This window comes from Klebsiella sp. JN_Kp127 (genome assembly GCF_040062505.1).
GTDB lineage: Bacteria > Pseudomonadota > Gammaproteobacteria > Enterobacterales > Enterobacteriaceae > Klebsiella > Klebsiella quasipneumoniae.
The window spans coordinates 298,649-315,020 of sequence record NZ_JBEAHS010000051.1 but is presented as its reverse complement, the minus strand read 5'-3'; the positions used below and the strand labels follow the sequence as shown (position 1 = coordinate 315,020).

At 53.4% G+C, this 16,372-nt stretch carries 16 protein-coding genes; 8 read left to right on the top strand and 8 right to left on the bottom strand.

Annotated features, from left to right (window positions below; all coding sequences use genetic code 11):
- Positions 1-156 precede the first annotated feature (156 nt).
- The 4 genes from ABLV04_RS20680 to ABLV04_RS20665 all read left to right on the top strand — a co-directional run bounded on the left by ABLV04_RS20680 (position 157) and on the right by ABLV04_RS20665 (position 4,726).
- Positions 157-381: a hypothetical protein gene (locus ABLV04_RS20680; RefSeq protein WP_180265911.1), complete on the top strand. Its 225-nt coding sequence runs from the start codon at positions 157-159 to the stop codon at positions 379-381.
- A 143-nt stretch (positions 382-524) separates the two neighbouring features.
- Positions 525-1,145 (top strand): histidine phosphatase family protein, encoded by a 621-nt coding sequence (locus ABLV04_RS20675; protein WP_180265912.1) that lies wholly within the window; start codon positions 525-527, stop codon positions 1,143-1,145.
- Between the two features lie 243 nt (positions 1,146-1,388).
- Positions 1,389-3,386 (top strand): choline BCCT transporter BetT, encoded by a 1,998-nt coding sequence (gene betT / locus ABLV04_RS20670; protein WP_142793133.1) that lies wholly within the window; start codon positions 1,389-1,391, stop codon positions 3,384-3,386.
- 62 nt (positions 3,387-3,448) lie between these two features.
- Positions 3,449-4,726 carry a DUF2254 domain-containing protein gene (locus ABLV04_RS20665; RefSeq protein WP_348816146.1) on the top strand — a complete coding sequence of 426 codons (1,278 nt, stop codon included), beginning with the start codon at positions 3,449-3,451 and terminating at the stop codon, positions 4,724-4,726.
- Between the two features lie 88 nt (positions 4,727-4,814).
- On the opposite strand, the gene ABLV04_RS20660 is transcribed toward ABLV04_RS20665, so the two are convergent.
- The 4 genes from ABLV04_RS20660 to ABLV04_RS20645 form a co-directional block, all read right to left on the bottom strand.
- Entirely contained in the window at positions 4,815-5,162 is a 348-nt protein-coding gene (locus ABLV04_RS20660) for an ASCH domain-containing protein (RefSeq protein ID WP_117136986.1), read from the bottom strand.
- A gap of 164 nt (positions 5,163-5,326) precedes the next feature.
- On the bottom strand, positions 5,327-6,097 hold the full coding sequence (locus ABLV04_RS20655) for an SDR family NAD(P)-dependent oxidoreductase (RefSeq protein ID WP_180265914.1): 771 nt from the start codon (positions 6,095-6,097) through the stop codon (positions 5,327-5,329).
- 55 nt (positions 6,098-6,152) lie between these two features.
- Complete coding sequence (locus tag ABLV04_RS20650) at positions 6,153-7,352, bottom strand: arabinose transporter (RefSeq protein WP_241509230.1); 1,200 nt, start codon at positions 7,350-7,352, stop codon at positions 6,153-6,155.
- A 66-nt stretch (positions 7,353-7,418) separates the two neighbouring features.
- The gene (locus ABLV04_RS20645) at positions 7,419-8,741 is read right to left on the bottom strand and encodes an amidohydrolase family protein (RefSeq protein WP_101861620.1); all 1,323 of its coding nucleotides are present in this window, start codon (positions 8,739-8,741) and stop codon (positions 7,419-7,421) included.
- A gap of 98 nt (positions 8,742-8,839) precedes the next feature.
- On the opposite strand from ABLV04_RS20645, the gene ABLV04_RS20640 reads away from it, so the two are divergent.
- The gene (locus ABLV04_RS20640; RefSeq protein WP_218969104.1) at positions 8,840-9,841 is read left to right on the top strand and encodes a LysR family transcriptional regulator; all 1,002 of its coding nucleotides are present in this window, start codon (positions 8,840-8,842) and stop codon (positions 9,839-9,841) included.
- 171 nt (positions 9,842-10,012) lie between these two features.
- Here ABLV04_RS20640 and ABLV04_RS20635 read toward each other — a convergent pair whose 3' ends face one another.
- Positions 10,013-10,738, bottom strand: a complete 726-nt coding sequence (locus ABLV04_RS20635) for a type 1 glutamine amidotransferase (RefSeq protein WP_180265915.1) — start codon at positions 10,736-10,738, stop codon at positions 10,013-10,015.
- Positions 10,739-10,830: 92 nt separating this feature from the next.
- Here ABLV04_RS20635 and ABLV04_RS20630 point away from each other — a divergent pair, with 92 nt between their 5' ends.
- Positions 10,831-11,631 (top strand): helix-turn-helix transcriptional regulator, encoded by an 801-nt coding sequence (locus ABLV04_RS20630; RefSeq protein WP_175393105.1) that lies wholly within the window; start codon positions 10,831-10,833, stop codon positions 11,629-11,631.
- Between the two features lie 633 nt (positions 11,632-12,264).
- On the opposite strand, the gene ABLV04_RS20625 is transcribed toward ABLV04_RS20630, so the two are convergent.
- The gene (locus ABLV04_RS20625) at positions 12,265-12,621 is read right to left on the bottom strand and encodes an ASCH domain-containing protein (RefSeq protein WP_072096678.1); all 357 of its coding nucleotides are present in this window, start codon (positions 12,619-12,621) and stop codon (positions 12,265-12,267) included.
- Positions 12,622-12,859: 238 nt separating this feature from the next.
- Entirely contained in the window at positions 12,860-13,795 is a 936-nt protein-coding gene (locus ABLV04_RS20620) for a LysR family transcriptional regulator (RefSeq protein ID WP_180265916.1), read from the bottom strand.
- 99 nt (positions 13,796-13,894) lie between these two features.
- On the opposite strand from ABLV04_RS20620, the gene ABLV04_RS20615 reads away from it, so the two are divergent.
- Positions 13,895-14,329 (top strand): DMT family transporter, encoded by a 435-nt coding sequence (locus ABLV04_RS20615; protein WP_023289765.1) that lies wholly within the window; start codon positions 13,895-13,897, stop codon positions 14,327-14,329.
- Between the two features lie 9 nt (positions 14,330-14,338).
- A complete protein-coding gene (locus ABLV04_RS20610) occupies positions 14,339-14,830 on the top strand; it encodes a DMT family transporter (protein WP_072420149.1) in 492 nt (163 codons plus the stop codon).
- Positions 14,831-15,091: 261 nt separating this feature from the next.
- Here ABLV04_RS20610 and fabF read toward each other — a convergent pair whose 3' ends face one another.
- Positions 15,092-16,366: a beta-ketoacyl-ACP synthase II gene (gene fabF / locus ABLV04_RS20605; protein WP_180265917.1), complete on the bottom strand. Its 1,275-nt coding sequence runs from the start codon at positions 16,364-16,366 to the stop codon at positions 15,092-15,094.
- Positions 16,367-16,372 lie beyond the last annotated feature (6 nt).

The window sequence follows — 16,372 nt, the reverse complement described above, 5'->3', positions numbered from 1 at the left end:
ACTTTTATGGCGTTGCTATGCGTTAACGCAGTCATAAGACAGACAATCCTGGAATGCCTGGCTTGCGTCTTCAGGTACCCCTACATTTAGTGGTGGCTGCCTCCAGGCGGTTTCTCTATTCTGTCTGTAACCGTGAGAAGACCGGAGTCTCTCTTTGTGAACCATCTTATCGTTGAAAAAGTCATCATCATCTTTCTTCTCATCCTGTGGGGATTCGATACATTCAGAACCAGGAAAAGAAAACGTTTTGATCCTGCCATTGAAGCGGCTGATGCCAGAGAACGTTATCAATGGCGTTATCTGAGATGGGGGTTTCGGATCATACAGGTGGTAGCGGGAGTGTATATCGTCGTGCAGCTGATTCAGGTTTTACTGAGATAGCGGTCCCGGGCAGGGGCGACTGAATATAACCCTTGTCAGCGACACGTGTTCCTGTTTTTCGCCGAGAGCTAAGAACTTGCCTGCATATAAACGGGGTGTTTTTAGTTTGTAACATTTCAAACAACAGCATACGTGACCTTTCAATGATGCAAGTGATACTGGTTCGACACGCAGAAACAGAATGGAATGTAAAAGGTAGTATTCAGGGACACAATGATAGCGCATTGACGCTTCGGGGGGAGCGTCAAACATCAGCCTTACTGGCGGCGATTGCAGCGAGTAATTACCGGGCAGAATGTGTTTACGCTTCTCCGCTTGGCCGGGCCTGGCAAATGGGACAGCGCCTGGCGGAGAGTTTTTATTGTTCACTGATAGCTGAACCAGCTCTGAAAGAACAGGCTTTTGGTCAGTTTGAGGGCATGACAAGCGTAGAGCTCCTGCAGAATAATCCAGACGCCGCAGAAGCGTTATTCAACCTTGATGCAGAGTATTGTCCGCCAGGGGGGGAGTCTCTCTCACATGCTTCGCAGCGAATTATGCATTTTTTATCCAATCTGGAAAAAAAACATCATCATCGAACAATATGTCTTGTCTCTCACGGGCAGGTCATTCAGGGCGTGCTTGCGATGCTAGCAAGCGGAGCTGTGGATGATTTTCACAGGTATGCGCAACCCAACGCGAGTTACTCCGTTTTCGAGTTGGTTAATGGAAGGTGTACCGCCCTTAGATGGGGGATCGCGACACATTTACGTCACCTGGATTGAACAGTCTGACTTACCCCAAATTAATATACTTCACTTCACGTATATCCCAGCTTTGATACAAATAAATGCCCCACGAAGCGGCAGGCTGAGTAACCAGGAACCCCTTAGAATACAGGATGATTTGTATCGGCACTTATTACACCATGCGTTCCGATTAACGCCGCATAGCCAGTTGAACTTTGCTACTCTGTGAAAGGTAGTGCCGTCTATCCAGTGCGGATTTAATTAATGGAATAAATGATTATGAGTGATAATGATACAACCCCGAAGAAGTCTACAAGCCAGATTAACAAAGCGGTATTCTTTACATCTGCTTTGCTAATTTTCCTTCTTGTCGCCTTTGCCGCCGTATTCCCGGATGTCGCCGACAAAAATTTTAAACTACTACAGCAACAAATCTTCACGAATGCCAGCTGGTTCTACATCCTTGCTGTGGCCCTGATTTTACTAAGTGTCACGTTCCTTGGACTCTCACGCTACGGTGATATCAAGCTGGGCCCGGACCATGCGCAGCCTGATTTCAGCTACCACTCCTGGTTTGCGATGCTTTTTTCGGCAGGGATGGGGATCGGCCTGATGTTCTTTGGCGTTGCCGAACCTGTAATGCATTATCTTTCGCCTCCCGTTGGCACGCCAGAAACCGTTGCGGCAGCCAAGGAAGCAATGCGTCTGACCTTCTTCCACTGGGGACTGCACGCATGGGCAATTTATGCCATTGTGGCGCTGATTCTGGCGTTCTTCAGTTACCGTCACGGTCTGCCTTTAACTCTGCGCTCCGCACTCTATCCCATTATTGGCGATCGCATATACGGGCCTGTAGGCCATGCGGTTGATATTTTCGCTGTTATAGGCACGGTCTTTGGCGTCGCGACATCGCTGGGTTACGGTGTTTTGCAGGTGAATGCCGGTTTGAACCATCTTTTCGGGGTGCCCATCAATGAAACGGTGCAGGTCATTCTGATCGTGCTCATCACGGGGTTAGCGACGATTTCAGTGGTGTCCGGCCTGGATAAGGGAATACGTATCCTGTCTGAGCTCAATCTGGGTCTGGCGTTGTTGCTCCTGGCGCTGGTTCTGTGTCTGGGACCAACCGTGCTTCTGCTGAAGTCATTTGTTGAAAATACGGGCGGTTATCTTTCGGAACTGGTGAGTAAAACGTTCAACCTTTACGCGTATGAGCCTAAGTCGAGCAACTGGCTGGGGGGCTGGACATTACTGTACTGGGGATGGTGGCTTTCATGGTCGCCGTTTGTGGGGATGTTCATCGCCCGGGTCTCCCGCGGGCGAACCATTCGCGAGTTTGTCACCGGCGTGCTGTTTGTTCCCGCGGGTTTTACGCTAATGTGGATGACGGTGTTTGGTAACAGCGCGATCTATCTCATTATGAACCAGGGAGCCACAGACCTCGCCAATACTGTTCAGCAGGATGTGGCGCTGGCCCTGTTTAATTTCCTGGAGCATTTCCCGTTCTCTTCCGTGCTGTCATTCATCGCAATGGCGATGGTCATCGTCTTCTTTGTCACGTCTGCTGATTCGGGGGCAATGGTAGTTGATTCTCTGGCATCAGGTGGAGTGGCAAACACACCCGTCTGGCAGCGAATATTTTGGGCCTCGCTCATGGGCATTGTCGCAATTGCGCTTCTCCTTGCCGGAGGGCTAAGTGCGCTGCAAACAGTGACAATAGCGAGTGCATTGCCTTTCTCAGTGATCTTACTGATATCTATATACGGACTTTTAAAAGCTTTGCGCCGGGATTTGACCAAGCGTGAAAGCCTGAGTATGGCGACAATTGCTCCTACAGCTGCACGTAACCCAATTCCCTGGCAGAGAAGGTTGCGCAATATCGCGTATCTGCCGAAGCGATCTCTTGTGAAACGTTTTATGGACGACGTCATCCAGCCCGCCATGACGCTGGTTCAGGAAGAGCTGAACAAGCAGGGGACGATAAGCCACATCAGTGACACAGTCGAGGATCGTATTCGTCTTGAAGTCGATTTAGGTAACGAGCTGAATTTTATATATGAAGTGAGGCTTCGCGGGTATAGCTCACCGACCTTCGCGCTCGCCGCGATGGATAATAATGAGCAGCAGACTGAACAGCATAGATATTATCGCGCTGAGGTTTATCTCAAAGAAGGCGGTCAAAATTATGATGTGATGGGCTGGAACCAGGAACAGCTGATTAATGACATACTGGACCAGTACGAAAAACATCTGCACTTCCTGCACCTGGTTCGTTAATAGCAACATGCCGTCCTGGGGGCGGCAATTATTTATCCCGGCCGCAATATGAGGAATGCAGAATGATTTCACGCTGGAAATGGATTCTGAAGCAGACATTTAAAAAGCTATGGTTCAGGGCAACGTTATTCGCCATTGTCGCGATAATAACGGCCCTTTTATCAATTCTTTTTAAATCAATGATACCTGAGTCGGTTTCCGTGAAGTTTGGTGCGGAAGCAGTCGATAACATTCTGAACATACTGGCATCGAGTATGCTGGCAGTGACCACTTTTTCGTTGAGTATCATGGTCACAGCCTACGGTTCAGCCACTACTAATGTGACTCCCAGAGCTACGCGTTTAGTTGTTGAAGACGTAACCACACAAAATGTACTGGCCACCTTCATCGGTTCTTTTCTCTTCAGTCTGGTAGGGATTATTGCCCTCAATATGGGAGCTTATGGAGAAAGGGGGAGAGTCATTTTATTCATTGTCACACTGGTTGTCATTGCCTTAATCCTCATCACATTGCTTCGCTGGATACAGCATTTGACCTCTCTGGGGAGGGTAGGTGAGACAACGGCAAAAGTAGAACAGGCGGCCATCGAATCATTTATTGCGAGAGCAAGAAATCCCTTTCTCGGCGGATATCCATGGCTTGAGAACAATGAACAGCCGAAAGGAACGGTTGCAGTTTATCCGAAGAAGATTGGCTATGTTGAACATATTGATATGGTGCAACTTAGCAAGCTGCTGACCAATGATCCCCGTCATGTATACCTCGTGGCGCAGCCAGGCAGTTTCATACATCCATCCATGCCCGTTTTGTACCTGAGTCAAGGCCAGGAGTCATCAATCAGCGCCGATTTACTTGAGACGATTATTGTCTCGGATGTACGTTCATTTGCTCAGGATCCCCGATTTTGTCTTAGCGTCATGGCCGAAATAGCCTGCCGGGCCCTTTCCCCCGCAGTGAACGATCCTGGAACCGCCATTGATGTCATTGGCAGAGGTGTTCGTATACTTTCCACTTACGCGCAGAATAAATCTGATGAAATAGAAGTGAAATATCCTTCAGTTCATGTTGCACCACTTCAGAATAACGATCTACTGGAAGACTTTTTCTCACCTGTCGCGCGCGATGGTGCCAGTATGAGGGAGATTCAGATAAGAGTCCTTAAAGGACTGTCTATGCTGAGTAAGGGTTGGCCTGGGATATTTTCTGAGGCCGCGCATAATTTAGCATTTGAAACATTAGAGCATGCAACACGTGCTGACCATATAGATTCTGACAGATGTCTAATAAAATCAATTTATTATAATTTATTTGGTGGCGAAGATTCTAATAAAAAACCATAGTTGCGGAGCAAGCGATTCGGTTGTTGGCAAGTAAAGGGCAAAGCATTCGCGTGAGAATGGGCGTCTGCTTTGTGCCAGGGTCGGACTTTTACAAAATCTCGCTAAGCTCAAACTCCTCAAAGACAAGTTCCATTTCCTCAGAATAAGTGCCTTCACGCTCAAAATAACGTTTGTGTCCTTCCTTCCAGTACTCCAGACTTAAATCACCTTGACCTTCTTTGCTGGCGAGTTCGCTTGTCATTTCACAAAAGCGAATGACCTGCAACCTGACAGTCTGAATCACGCACATTGGCTGTCCTGTTCCGTCGAGAATGATATTGTCACTTCCAGCGCAGGGAGCTTCGCCTCGTTCATATTCACGCTGAAAAGAAGTTTTCGAACAGCAGGTTGCTGTTTTACTCCCACTTAGAACCAGTTGTTTGCGCAGAGTGAACATCAAGGGTTCACAATTCGGTTAAGTACCAATCGGTCAAAGTAGATAATTGAAGGATGAAGTGCTTTATTAACCGGCTGTACGATTAATTACAGCCGGCCAAAGAACCGTCGGGAATCAGACAGCCAATGATATGTCCTCTACTAACGGTGGTTAAATTTTCCTTCTTACTCCGGCAACATAACACCTGAAAGCTCAGCACAGATATGAAGCAGCCGATCCTGCAGTGCAACATCATTGGCCTGTGGATTCGCGGTCATGCGCTTGAGGTGGTAGAAATATTTACCTGTTACCTTTGCCTGCGGATCATCACTGGCGGCAAGCCAGGCCTGAGTCAGATGCGCCTGTTCCATATCATCGGGCGCACCCGGGCCGCCCATTCTGGTGGGCACCCAGCCGGGCTCCAGAGCGTTGACGTGCACGTCCCGCCAGCGACGCGCCACGGCAAACGCCAGCATCGCGTCATGCAATTTACTCTCAGCGTAGGCGTCAGCGCCATTCCAGGGCCGCTTGCGCCAGAGAATATCGTCCAGACAGGCTCCGACATGATGATGCATACCAGAACTCAGATAGACGAGGTGCTGCGGACGCGCGATCAATGCGGTTAGTATGTAAGCGGAAAGCGTATTAATTGCGAACACATGCGGCAACCCGTCCCGGGTGACACGGCTGGCTTCACGATAGCCCACTGCGGCGTTATGGATCACAGCATCGAAATGCCCGAGATCGTTAACGCGTGATGCGGTTTCCTTCGCCCCCGCAATCGTTTCGAGGTCGCCGACGACGACCGCTTTGGCCTGCGGTAAAGCGCGCCGGGCATCTTCTGCACGGCTGCTATTACGCGCGTGCAGCACAACGTCATGCCCCTGCTGAACCAGCAGTTCAGCCGTCATCAGACCCAGGCCGGTGGACGAGCCGGAAATAAAAATACGAGACATAGAACTTCTCCAGAGTAGTGCGCCGCCAGACACGACTGACGGCACTGCGTGATATTCAGAATTGGGCGCGGCGGGAGACACTCGCGAGTAGCGCACCCAGCAGTGCACACAGCGCGCCAGAGAGATAAACGGCGGCATAACTGTAATGACCGGCGATAAACCCCGCAGCCGGGCCAGAGAGGCCATAGGCGATATCAAGAAAAGCGACGAAGGCGCCCATCGCACTACCACGATTGGCCGGTGGCACCCGCCGGAGTGCTTCGACACCCAGCGCCGGGAAAACCAGCGCACAGCCCAGTCCGGTCACCAGCGCACCGGCAAGCGCCGTCCATTCATTTGTGCCCAGCCACAACATGGCCTGGCCGATGGCTTCAACCGTCATCGACCAGATTGCCACGCGATAGCCTCCCATTCGATCGGGCAGATGGCCGAAGACAAGGCGAACGAAAATAAACCCGAGTCCAAAGGCTGTCATGACCAGACCGGCGTTCTGCCAGTGGTGTGCCGCAAAGTACAGCGAGGCAAAAGCGGTGAGTCCGGATAAGCCGACACCCTGCAGCATCAGCCCCAGCCCTTCGCGCCAGATGCGTCCGATCACCTGATAAAATGGCAATCGCGTGCCTCCCGGCGACACATAAGCAGAAGAGCCCAGCGCGATCAGCGCAGCCAGGACCGGTGCAGCAATGCAGGCCATCATGGCTACCGCGAGGCTGTAATGCTGATACAGCGCCATGCCAACCGGCGCGCCAATTGACAGGGCTGCGAACATGGCAATGCCGGTCCATGACATCGACATTCCGGCCCGCTGTGGGCCAACCGAAGCAATCGACCAGGAGACACACCCCGTGACGAACTGGCTTTCGCCAAAGCCAGCCATCAGACGACCGGCAATGACGATGCCGAGGCTGGCGGTGGGCGATAGATCCGACGCGGAAGCGGTCAGATACAACCCACCCGCCAGCGCCGAAAGCAGTGCCCCCTGCAGTGCAGAACGCTTGCCGCCCAGCTGGTCGGTTACCCGTCCGGCATAGCCACGTGTGAGCACGGTGGCCAGAAACTGAATGCCGATCACCAATCCCACGACGAGGTTACTGAAACCGAGGTGACCATGTATGAATAACGGAATCACCGGCAATGGCAGGCCAACCGCCAGATAGCCAAAGAACAGTGCGGCGATAACGCCCGAAGCCGGGCGGGGAAGCAGCGCGGGCGGATTGTTTTCCTGCATGCTCCGCTTTATAGCGAGATCTGGCATGGAAATCTCCTGTGCGAGAAAGGCGTAAAAGTGTGATACGGCCCGCTGCGACGGGCCGCTCTGTCATCAGGCTGCGGTGAAGCGATCGACATGCCAGCCGCTGGCTTTGAGCAGGTAATCACGGGACGCTGTGGTATCCGCCTCCAGTGCGGCCAGATCCACGTCAATCAGCTGGCCCGCGCGCTTACGTAACTGTCCCGCCACCATTACCGTGTCCACATCCGCGCGTTCAATCGCCTGCACCACTGTTCCGGTTACATTCGTGACCGGGAAGACGGCGACGCCGCTGGTGCGTACCATGATGATGTCAGCCTGCTTACCTGGCGTAAGGGTGCCAATCTGATCCTCCAGTCCGGCCGCGCGGGCGCCATTGACGGTTGCCGCCTTCAGTACCGCTGCGACCGTAATAGGTGCCGGTACACTCTCTTCACCACGGAAGCGCCGGTAGCGCATCGCTGAGCGCTGTTGTCCAAACAGCGCATGCATTTCTCCGAACATATCGCTGCCAAACGCGGTATCCAGATCAATGCCCAGCGCTGGCGTCAGACCATAATTAACGGCCTTCTGATAGGCGAAGCTCTCATCGTCGAAGCCAAACAGCGCATCTGAACGCGGATTAACGGTGACGTTAACACCTGCTTCGGCCAGTAGCTGCCATGTCTCATGCGGAACCCGAGAACAGTGGTTAAATATATTGTGCGTACCCAGCACACCCGGTTTGGCAAATTCCGGGCCGAGCTTCGCCAGATCGCCGATGAATTCCGTCAGAATCCGCATGTCGAGATCACGCGCGACCTGCCACCAGTCCAGATTAAGTTGCCCGAACAGGCCCACGCGTACCCGGCTTTCCGGGGTATTCCAGCGCTGCGCCAGCCGCGGCAGATCGCCCGGCAGATGCGCGGCTGAGGCTTGCTTGTCCATCGCCGCACCCACCATGTGTAATGCGCGAATACCGCTCTCCTGCAGGGCATCCAGCGCGGCATCAGTGTGGGCCGGGCTGCGCGCGTTGTGGCAGGCATCAATAACGGTAGTGATACCCGCGTCCAGACAGGCGGCCGCGGTCAGTCTGGTACTCAGAAACATGTCCAGCGGCCGATAGTGGGCACCCAGTTTTTCAGCGACAACATCAATGTAAGCAAACAGATCGTCCACATCTGGCATCATGCGACGCATGACACCCAGCCACATGTGATGATGAGCATCAATCAGTCCTGGCATAACAATATGATGAGTGGCATCAATCACCTCAGCGTCATCCGCCTGCAGAGCCGGTCCAACAGCCGCGATCCGATCGTCCTCGACAAGGACATCGCCGACGTCAAGATTAGGAACATTGGCATCCAGCGTAAGGATAATGCCGCCTTTGAAAAGAGTGCGCTTTGTTGTCATGTCGTATTCCTCAGAATTAAGGGGTGCCGTTCGTTGCGGAATTACCCGGCCTGAACCAGGTAAACTGCGAGTCGCAACGATGTGGACGACACAATAGGTTGCGCACCATCTTTGATAAAGGTAGTTTTATTCAAATTATTTTTGCTAAAAATCAAAGATGGGTGCTTATGAGTTTTGACGGACGACTTCTCTCGGGGCTAAGCGTGTTGGCAGCTGTCGTCGAGGCTGGTAGTTTCAGCCGCGCTGGCGAGATACTGGGACTTTCAGCTTCCGGCGTAAGCCGATCTATTGATCGGCTTGAAGCACGTCTCGGTGTACGTCTGCTGAACCGCACCACGCGCACCCTGAACCTCACCAGCGAAGGCAGGGCTTTATATGAGCGCGCTGCGCCGCATCTGGAAGGTATTGAAGTAGCGGCAAGCTATGTTTCTGGTGCTGCCGTGGCGGTGCGTGGTGCATTGCGCGTTAGCGTGAATCCCATCTTTGCTCGTTACATTCTGGCACCCAAATTGCCGCTGTTACGCCAGCGTCATCCGGATCTGAAACTGACGGTAGTGCAGCAACCCGATGTCGGCGATCTGGTGACGGAGGGGATCGATGTCGCAGTGCGCTTTGGGCCGCAACCTCCCTCTACCATCACATCAAAGCTGCTGCTGAATACGCGCGTGCTGACGGTAGCCGCGCCGGCTTATCTGGCACAGCACGGAAGGCCACAGAATCCCCAGGATCTTACCAGGCATGAATGCATTCAATATATTGATCCTCGCAGCGGTAAACCGTTCAGTTGGGACTTTCGGCGCGGTCGGGAATGGCTGTCTGTAGAGACACAGGGGCATCTGATCACCACTGATGTCGATCTTATGGTGCAGGCCTGCGTGAGCGGCACCGGTATTGCGCAGGTATTATCACTGAGTGTCGCGCACCTGATAGCAGACGGGAAGCTCACAGAACTGTTTCCGGAATGGCCGGATGAAACCTATCCACTGTATGTTGCCCGCCCATCGCGTCGTCTGGCACCAGCGGCTGTCGAGGCCTTTTTGAATTTTTGCACTGAAATCAGTGACGATTTTGAAGAGTTCCAGCCCAGCGCACAGCGATGACAAGCATATATTCAGTCTGCTTCGGGGAAGAAAGCTATTTAGCCGAAGTGTCGGGAGATTGAAGGTCCGCTCCTCGCTCATAGCGGACCTTCAAATCAGTTAGTTCGTCCGCTCTGTGCCAGGAGCGGACATGACAAGCTCAACCCGATGGCAAGCTCACCGGGCATGACATTATGCTTGAGCGGCGTTGTAACGCGCTTCCAGCTTATCCAGAAAGCCAAAAAGCGCTTGATTCATTTCACTGTAATCGTGGGCCCGGAGCGCTTCAGGCGTGTCAACGAAACGGTAGTCTGCTGCACGGCTCAGGTCTTGCTCAGAATTGGCGATCAGCCGTTCTACAACGTCCAATGTGAGCTCCATGTGGCACTGGAAACCAAAGACGCGGTCTGAATAGGCAACGATCTGCCGGGGACAGCCTTCGCTGTAAGCGATAATTTTGGCCTCCGGCGTCAAGCCTGGCATATCGTTATGCCAGTGACCCACTTCCAGTGTTCTCCCAAAGTGAGAGAACATCTCATCCTTTCTGCCGTCTTCGGTCAATGTGATCGGGAATTTACCAATCTCTTTTTCCGGGCTATGAGAGAACGGCGCGCCCAGCGCTTCACCAATGAGCTGTGAACCCAGGCAGATACCGATCACCGCCTTACCGGTTTTAACCGCAGAAGCAATCAGCGCCTGTTCCGCTTTAGCATTAAAGTGCGGGCACGCTTCAAGCGTTGTGTCCGGATCTTGCGGACCGCCCATCACGATAAGAAAATCGACGCCTTCGGCGTCAGCAGGTAACCGATCGCCTGCATAGACGCGTGAGTAAGTTACATCATGACCTTGGTTTATTGCCCAGGTTTCATATGCGCCCGGGGCTTCAAAACTTTCATGTACGATAAAGTGTACACGCATGAGGTTAAGCTCCTGTAATATCTTTGACGATCAGAATGATAAGTCACGCACCCATTGCCTAAGGCTCTACTCCGGGTGGTTCCAGTTTCGATATGATAAATGCAGGGGCTAAATCTGAAATGCCAGGTAGTATAGATAAAGCGCCAAGACATGATGAAGCCACAGGCTGGTCCAGTACTGCGATAAGCTATCAACGCGGTGAGGTAGATCCTCCCCATCATCATGTTGAGGGGCAGCTACTCTTCGCCACCAGAGGGGTGATGCTGGTGCAAACAGAGAGTGACCGTTGGGTGATCCCTCCTCAGCGGGCATTATGGCTACCGCCTCTGCATATCCATAGTTACCATCTGCTTTCACAAACCGATCTCAGGGCGATCTATTTCAGCAGTAGCCTTATCGCAGAATGTATGAGCTTTACGAAGAGTCAACAGGTGCATGTGATCACGGCTACGCCGTTAGTCAAAGAACTTATCGCAGGCCTGTTCAGTGAGGACTACGCCAGACCGATTCAACGGAAGATAGCGTTGTTGCTTCTGGAAATTCTCAGCGAGGCGCCACCTTTAACGATGGCGCTTCCCATGCCGAATGATGAGCGATTATTCAGCGCGGCCAGATCGCTACTGGTCAATCAGCGCTGGGAAGCATCGCTGAGCGAGCTGGCTTTTATGTCGGCCATGTCGGAACGGACCTTTTCCCGATTGTTTATGAAGGATACAGGCTTTAGTTTTCGAACATGGAAGCAGAGAGCCAGAATTTATGCGTCGTTGGATCTTCTCGCGAACGGCGTTCCAATCAAACAGGTCGCTTACCAGCTTGGTTTCTCATGCCCGGCGGCATTTACCGCTGCTTTTCGTTCCATTCTTGATTCAACGCCGCGCGATTTTGTGCCTTAAACCGGGAAACCATATCCGTTTTTTGCTCATCGCAGCCGTTCGGATATGTTGCACGGGGAGCCATCTGCGAGGAACAGAATCACCGTAAGATCCTTGAGGAAGAGAATGACATTTACCCCAGTATTTAGTGATGGTTATGGGAAGGCGGTTCAACTATGTTGCCATTATATGAGCAGAATGAGACAGCTTTTAAGTATGGCCGTTTTTTATACAGCCACACGTTATTGAATCCAGGTCCGAAAAGGGCTACTGACCCACAAAAGAAAGGATGCACGAGATCGCGCTATGCGTATTGACTTAGTCTGCATAGGCGAAAGCAGTTTTTACCCGGGCCTGTATGTTGATGAGAAGGGAATTCTGCAGCAGGTAAACCCTTCAATTACGAGAAATGACGTTAAGGTGACTTGCCGTTGCTGCACGCACACTTATATTGGTGAACCTGTACCCAGGATAGATTGAGTGACATTGCCTACTTTCCTGCCACGGATGCGACTGTCATCAGCAATGAGAGCGATTGCCAACTTCGCATTTCGCGCAATGCAGACCTTTTGCTCGATAGCTTTTCCGCTTCGCGCCAGCATCGAATATTGTTATCAAAGGCGATTGATAAAACGTCAGCCCGTTAACCTTGTCTCACAGCACCTCAACCACTTCAAACTCTTCTGCGATCAACTCCATATCCTCAGAAAAATGACCTTCACGAATGAAAAAACGCTGATGCTCTTGCTGCCAGTATTCAAGGCTTAAATCGCCTTCACCCTCTTTGCGGGCGAACGCTTCAGTCACATCACAAAAACGCACCAGCTGCATCGAAACCAGTCTGATCACGCAAACTGGAACATTCTGGCCATCAAGAATAATGTTATAATCCCCAATCCTCGGAGCAGACGCTTCCTGCTGATAAGAGGCAAAAGATCCGCAAGAAGCCGTTTTGATCCCTTTTTTAATCAGCTCCGCAAGCTCGCTTGCCAGTTCCGGACTGTCACCCATTTGCCAGGCCCCTGCGCCTGGATATTTCCTTTTTATTTCCTCAACCTCAACCATGAAAATTCCTTCGTTATCGTCAATGAAAAGAAAGTTATACCTTTTTTAACCTGAGCGGTCCCAACATTATCAGCGATATCTTTCTTTAGATAGTGTGCTCAAAACGACCTTAAGCGCATTTAACGCATTCGCTCTGTGCCAAAAACGGAAATTAACTTCAGGACGAGCAATAACATCGCCTGTCTTATTCAGACTGCCAGTAAAGCGGTGAACCGAACGCGTCCAGGTAGTAATCGATAATCGCCCGAACGTTCAGAGGAGGGTGGCGGGCATTCGGATAGATTGCCGCGATATGCTGTGGCTCCGTTTTTATGGACGTATCCAGCTCCGGCAGAAGTTCGACAAGCTCGCCGCGCTTCAGCCGGTCTCCAATCAGCCAGTCAGGAAACAGCACAATCCCCATTCCCCCGAGCGCGGCAATCAGCAGAGTTTCAGCATTATTCGATGACATCAGGGGCGAGACGGGGTAGTGCACCCATTCTTCTCCGCGCCTGCGCAGCAGCCATTGGTTTGGTCCTGACGAACCGCGATAGACCAGGCATTTATGCCGCGCCAGCTCTTCGGGTGATCCCAACATGCCGTGCCGGCGGATGTACTCCGGTGACGCGGCAAGATGATAGAACTGCTGGCCAAACACGCGCGCATGAAATGCGGAATCCGTCAGCACGCCAATGCGGAAAATTACGTCAGCCGGCTCGCGGTGCGGATCGATGTAATCATCAGTCAGGGTAAGCTCAATGCTGAGCTTCGGATATCGCGCCGTCAGGCCGGGTAACGCGGGGGCGACATGGCGCTGTCCAAAGAATACCGGTGCGTTTATGCGCACCATTCCGGAAGGCTCAAGGGTTCTCTCGTTGAGTTCCCGCCGCGCCTCCTCCATGCTGCCAGTCATGGCTCGCGCATAGCGGATAAAAAGATGGCCGCTTTCCGTCGGAATTATCGCCCGGGTATTGCGGTAAAAAAGCTGCTGCCCGAGCACATCCTCCATCTGATGGATGATGCGCGAAACCTGAGAGGCAGATATCCCTTCCCGCCGAGCTACCACAGAGAAATTCTGCGTCTCATAAACGTCAATAAAAATCAGCAGGGCGCGAATACTGATGTTCCCAAGCTCATTCATTAATGCATATCCTGCACAAGTGTTTATCTCATTATGGCATTTTTCTCATCCATGTTAAGTCGTAACCTTCTCCGCCTGAACTACGGGAGACTGATTGCTATGCAACTCATATTGATTTTTATCGTCATTGCCGGAGGCATGGGACTGTCCATAGAGGCAGGATTGCTCGGGCCACTGGGTGGGGAGGTCGGTGACCTCTGGGCTACCTTTAGCATATTCGGCGTGGGTGCGGCGCTGACCTTTCTGCTGATGCTTTTTTTCAGCCCGCGCAACAGCCCGTCATTCTTTGCGCAACCAGCGTGGCAGCTGCTTGGCGGCGTGCTTGGGCCGATCTACGTCATCATCCTCACCGTGGTAACGCCGGCAATCGGCATCGCCATGACGATGATCGGCATTCTGGCAGGCCAGGTGTTCAAGAGCCTGATGATTGATCACTTCGGCCTGCTCGGTACGTCGCGCCGGAAAATTGACAGTAAGCGTATCATTGCGCTGATTTTTATCATTGCAGCGCTGGTTATGGTTGCCCAAGGGTAAAGGAACGTTATGACAATTATCATGATTCTTCTCGCCGTCGCCGGTGGCGCCATGCTGAGTATCCAGGCGGCTATCAATGGCCAGCTGGGCAGCAAGGTCGGCGTATTCAAGAGCGCGTTCCTGACATTTTCTGTCGGCGCGCTGGTGACGGGATTGCTGATCTTCTTCTTCGAACCCAAACACCCCCTGACGCTGATGGACGTGCCTAAATGGCAGCTGCTGGGCGCAATGTTTGGCGTACCGTATATCGTCATTATGGTACTGGCCGTCCAGCGTATTGGCGCTGCAGTGGCTACGGTCGCCGTCATTTTTGGCCAGTTAACCATGAGCATGCTGATCGATAACTTCGGTTGGCTGGGCAATGCGTCGATTCCATTCTCGCTGAGCCGAATCGGCGCCATTGTCTGCCTGGGTATCGCGCTGTTCTTCATTTACGCCAGCAGCAGGTCAAAAGCCGCAACGGCGACACCCCCCCGGCAGCAGGAAAACGCTAACACATAAGCTCAGGTCTTCGTCATTAACATCGGTTTTGGTCTACAGGACGCCATAACCCCAACGCACCCGTTTTCGCAGCAACGCGTCAGTGGCTCCCATTTTTTGACCTTAAGAGAAAGGGGCCGCTCACCCGGCTTCAGCGGTGGTAGCGAATTTTTTAGCTTCAGCAGAGAACACAGGAGCCAGGTGGACATGTGATACCCGCGACAGCGTAGGGTGTCCGGGTGGAGCTCCCTCGCCAGCCAGCGCCGGCGGGGGAGTTGACGATTATTCCCAGCGTTTCAGCAGCAGGCTGGCGTTAACCCCGCCAAAGCCAAAACCGTTCGACAGCGCATAGCGCATCTTCTGCGGGCGGGCCTCCAGCGCCACCAGGTTAAGACCGGCCGCCTCTTCATCGGGGTGATGCAGGTTCAGCGTCGGCGGCACCATCTGATCACGCAGCGCCTGAATGGTGAAGATGGCCTCAATCCCGCCTGCCGCGCCTAACAGATGGCCGGTGGCGGATTTCGTCGAGGTAATGGCGACGGGATGGGCGCCAAACAGCGTTTTAATCGCCGCCAGCTCGCCTTTATCGCCGACCTGGGTCGAGGTGGCGTGGGCGTTGATATGGTCAATCTCTTCAGCGGTCACTCCGGCCTGGCGAAGGGCGGTTTCCATGGCCCGACGCGCGCCGTTACCGTCTTCCGGGCCCGCGGTCAGGTGATAAGCATCTGCGCTGGTGCCGTAGCCCACCAGCTCGGCCAGCGGCGTGGCGCCGCGCGCCAGCGCGTGCTCCAGCGACTCGATCACGATAAGCCCGGCGCCTTCTCCCATCACAAATCCATCGCGGTCGCGGTCAAAGGGGCGGGAAGCGGCTTCCGGCTGGTCGCTGGAGGCGCTGGAGAGCGCCCTTGCCGCGGCGAACCCGGCAAGGCTAACGCGATGTATTGCCGCTTCCGCGCCGCCGCAGAGGGCGATATCCGCCTCGCCGCTGCGGATCATCCGCGCCGCATCGCCAATGGCCTGGGCGCCCGCCGCGCAGGCGGTGACCGGCGCGCCGATGGGGCCCCGGAAACCGTGAGCGATAGACACATGCCCGGCGGCCAGGTTGGCCAGAAAAGAGGGAATGGTGAACGGGGAGAGGCGACGCGGCCCGCGCTCGTCGGTGGTATGTACCGCATTGGCGATCTCGCTGAACCCGCCGATCCCGGTGGCGATCACCGTGGCGGTGCGTTCCTGTTCGGCCGCAGATGCCGGCGACCAACCGGCCTGAGTCAGCGCTTCACGCGCGGCGACCAGCGCAAACTCGATAAAACGATCCATCTTTTTGCGCTCTTTCGCCGGGATGGTCGCCAGCGGATCGAAGCCGTGCAGCGGATCGCTTTCAATGGACGGCACCTGGCCGGCCACTTTGCAGGGAATATCCGCGACCAGCTGCTCGCTGAGCCGGGTAATGCCTGATTTTCCTGCCAGCAGCGACTGCCAGACGTGCTGTACGCCGCAGCCCAGCGGGCTGACAATCCCCATCCCGGTGACGACAATGCGTTTAACGGAAACGCCCATAGTTAA

Bases quoted from the DNA above. Each gene is read 5' to 3' on its own strand.
- ABLV04_RS20675 (WP_180265912.1), top strand. From the start codon at position 525: ATGATGCAAGTGATACTGGTTCGACACGCAGAAACAGAATGGAATGTA.
- betT (WP_142793133.1), top strand. From the start codon at position 1,389: ATGAGTGATAATGATACAACCCCGAAGAAGTCTACAAGCCAGATTAAC.
- ABLV04_RS20665 (WP_348816146.1), top strand. From the start codon at position 3,449: ATGATTTCACGCTGGAAATGGATTCTGAAGCAGACATTTAAAAAGCTA.
- ABLV04_RS20660 (WP_117136986.1), bottom strand. From the start codon at position 5,162: ATGTTCACTCTGCGCAAACAACTGGTTCTAAGTGGGAGTAAAACAGCA.
- ABLV04_RS20655 (WP_180265914.1), bottom strand. From the start codon at position 6,097: ATGTCTCGTATTTTTATTTCCGGCTCGTCCACCGGCCTGGGTCTGATG.
- ABLV04_RS20650 (WP_241509230.1), bottom strand. From the start codon at position 7,352: ATGCCAGATCTCGCTATAAAGCGGAGCATGCAGGAAAACAATCCGCCC.
- ABLV04_RS20645 (WP_101861620.1), bottom strand. From the start codon at position 8,741: ATGACAACAAAGCGCACTCTTTTCAAAGGCGGCATTATCCTTACGCTG.
- ABLV04_RS20635 (WP_180265915.1), bottom strand. From the start codon at position 10,738: ATGCGTGTACACTTTATCGTACATGAAAGTTTTGAAGCCCCGGGCGCA.
- ABLV04_RS20630 (WP_175393105.1), top strand. From the start codon at position 10,831: ATGATAAATGCAGGGGCTAAATCTGAAATGCCAGGTAGTATAGATAAA.
- ABLV04_RS20625 (WP_072096678.1), bottom strand. From the start codon at position 12,621: ATGGGTGACAGTCCGGAACTGGCAAGCGAGCTTGCGGAGCTGATTAAA.
- ABLV04_RS20620 (WP_180265916.1), bottom strand. From the start codon at position 13,795: ATGAATGAGCTTGGGAACATCAGTATTCGCGCCCTGCTGATTTTTATT.
- ABLV04_RS20615 (WP_023289765.1), top strand. From the start codon at position 13,895: ATGCAACTCATATTGATTTTTATCGTCATTGCCGGAGGCATGGGACTG.
- ABLV04_RS20610 (WP_072420149.1), top strand. From the start codon at position 14,339: ATGACAATTATCATGATTCTTCTCGCCGTCGCCGGTGGCGCCATGCTG.
- fabF (WP_180265917.1), bottom strand. From the start codon at position 16,366: ATGGGCGTTTCCGTTAAACGCATTGTCGTCACCGGGATGGGGATTGTC.